The sequence below is a fragment of the Pseudogemmobacter faecipullorum genome (genome assembly GCF_020539525.1).
In the GTDB taxonomy this organism is placed as follows: domain Bacteria; phylum Pseudomonadota; class Alphaproteobacteria; order Rhodobacterales; family Rhodobacteraceae; genus Pseudogemmobacter; species Pseudogemmobacter faecipullorum.
This window is the reverse complement of record NZ_JACDXX010000062.1, coordinates 1-2,271: the sequence shown is the minus strand read 5'-3', so window position 1 is coordinate 2,271 and position 2,271 is coordinate 1. Positions and strand designations below refer to the sequence as shown.

Sequence of the window (2,271 nt, the reverse complement as noted above, 5' to 3'; positions counted from 1 at the left end):
TGGATGGCACACCGACAAGCTGGACCTTCTCTGCCACGCAATCGGATTTCGTCTGGGATACCAATTACGCCAGAATCTCGCTGATGGGCTGGCCCGATGCGGCACCCGAGTGGTTCGCCATGATCAGTATCGGGTTCGGACTGCAACAGGGCAGACCAGAGAACCCGGAAGTCCTCTTGATGCCGCGCGGCGATGGACCGGCCCGCTTCGGCCGGGACCTCGAAATCACGCTGACAGAAGTCGGGATCAAGGGCGAAGCGCTCCGCCTCTCGGGCAGCCTGTCCGGCGTTCTGGGCCAGACCACTGATTATGGCGCAAGCATGGATATGTCCGCTCCGCGCCAGATCGACCTGACATTCGACGGCATCATCGCCGCCGCGTGATCTGCCCAATTGACAGGAGTATTCCATGAAAAATAACACATTCGCTGCCCTGTTGGTGCTGCTTGCAGGCCCCGTGTCGGCGCAGGAATTTGAGCCAATCGGAGAAATCCGCGTCACTTTCCAGGGCGAGGAACTGGTGTTCGAGACGCAGGCCACCGAAATCGACGGCGAAACCATGTTATCGGCCACAGTCGGCACCATGGGCGGCTCGCCCGGCCTGCCGCTGGTGAACACACTGCAGATCACCGGCGTCAGGGCTGTGGACGGGCGCACGGCAGGCACCTTGTTCCTGACCCGGATTTTCGACGAACACCCCCAGGACGGCACAGCCTCCATCATCTGGCAAGATGACTCTGTCAGCTATGCACCCAATCTCTCCACCCCGCCGATGTGGGAGATGAACCCCGATCAGCGAAGCAATGTCACCTATGAGGTCGACAGCTATTACTTCGATGGCGAAACCGGCACGATCCAGGCCCGCTTCACGGCTGAAGTGTGCCGCGTGGACCGTCCGGGCTATGATGCCGATCCCACAGATTGCCACGAGATCAGCGGCAGCTTCGAGACCCAGCTTCACAAGGAGCCGGAGTGATGCGTGGTGCGGCCCTTGCCGTGCTGATCGGCACAGCCCTTCTGGCTGAGCCAGTGCGGGCCGAAGTCATCGATCTCTTCCCCAGCGAATGCGACGCATCGCCCGCGCTTGAGGATCTCGTCGGTCCCTACCGCCTGTCCGTCTTTCCCGGAATGCTCACCGATGGCGTCCGGTCTGTGGCAGCATCGCATCACTCCTCCCATGCCGTCAGCCTCATTCTGATGGGGGAAGACCTCGTCTTGCAAGACGCCTCGGGAGGCCCTGCCGTCAGTTTCCGCTATGTCGGCCCGGATGAACCGGGCTGGCACGGCGATGACGGCGAGGTCAGCACCGAGGAACTGGCCGAGATCGCAGGCTGCGACGTGAACCGTCTTCCGCGGCTGATCGGGTCGGGGACCACGATGGCGGATGGCGGGCAGGTCAGCTTCACCTATCGGCTGATGATCTGGAACATGACGCCCGAGCATGCCGCCCTGATCGGCGGCATGGAGTGGAGCGGCGGGGGCGTAACCGTCACGCGCCGCGTCATGATGGAGGCACAGTAGATGCAACGTATCGACCGGCGTCTCTTTGGCATTGCTCTGGCTGGGCTCACGCTCTTGCCTCGGTCGGCATGGGCGGACACGCCTGCGGCAATCGGAATGCCGGGCGACGAAGTGACAGGCACCCTGGATCTGCTGCGCGCAGTTGAAACGCCCTTGAGACTGGTCACCTATGCGCGGACCATCGCGGCGCGGACCGCCCCCGAGAATGATAATCCGGCAGCGGCAGCCCTGCTCGACAGCATGGCCGGTCGCGTGATCCACAGCGCAAGCTGGACATCCCCCGATACGAGAGGCGCCGCGCCGGTTGCCTTCTACGTCAGCATCGAAGCGCTGGAAAATCCCGACCCGCGGTCGCCCTCGGCGCGTGTCAGTCTCGAGTTTCAGATCGACCCGGCAACGCTTGAACCCCTGGAACGCGGCCGCAGCATCAGGTTCCGCCCGGCAGGCCAGGGGCGCAGCGCGGAATTGAGCAGCAGCACGCTCGACATCTCGCTGGACTACGTCGCCCAGGGCGATCACCCGAATGGTCTGGCTTTGGAGGGTCGAGTGATCGTGAGGATGGAAGACGGCACGATCATCGAAGGGCACCTTCGCCTTGAGGATGTTCGCGGGCCAGGCCCGGTCGGAGAGTGTCAGGTCTTCTGTGTATGGCTGATTGGGTCCATGCTTCCTGAGAGGAGCAAGGACGATGACGATTTCCAACGAACTGCTGGACGAGTTGCTGAAGGACTGTAAGCGGCCTGAAGATCTG

At 62.6% G+C, this 2,271-nt stretch carries 4 protein-coding genes; all 4 read left to right on the top strand.

Annotated elements, in window-relative coordinates; all coding sequences use genetic code 11:
- Positions 1 to 383 (top strand): hypothetical protein (locus H0485_RS21085; protein ID WP_226937848.1); only part of this gene is annotated, 383 nt, incomplete at its 5' end.
- Between the two features lie 25 nt (positions 384 to 408).
- Entirely contained in the window at positions 409 to 975 is a 567-nt protein-coding gene (locus H0485_RS21080) for a hypothetical protein (RefSeq protein ID WP_226937847.1), read from the top strand.
- Complete coding sequence (locus H0485_RS21075) at positions 972 to 1,520, top strand: hypothetical protein (RefSeq protein WP_226937846.1); 549 nt, start codon at positions 972 to 974, stop codon at positions 1,518 to 1,520. The genes H0485_RS21080 and H0485_RS21075 overlap by 4 nt, the downstream gene beginning before the upstream one ends.
- Complete coding sequence (locus H0485_RS21070; RefSeq protein WP_226937845.1) at positions 1,521 to 2,255, top strand: hypothetical protein; 735 nt, start codon at positions 1,521 to 1,523, stop codon at positions 2,253 to 2,255.
- The last annotated feature ends 16 nt before the right edge of the window (positions 2,256 to 2,271 follow it).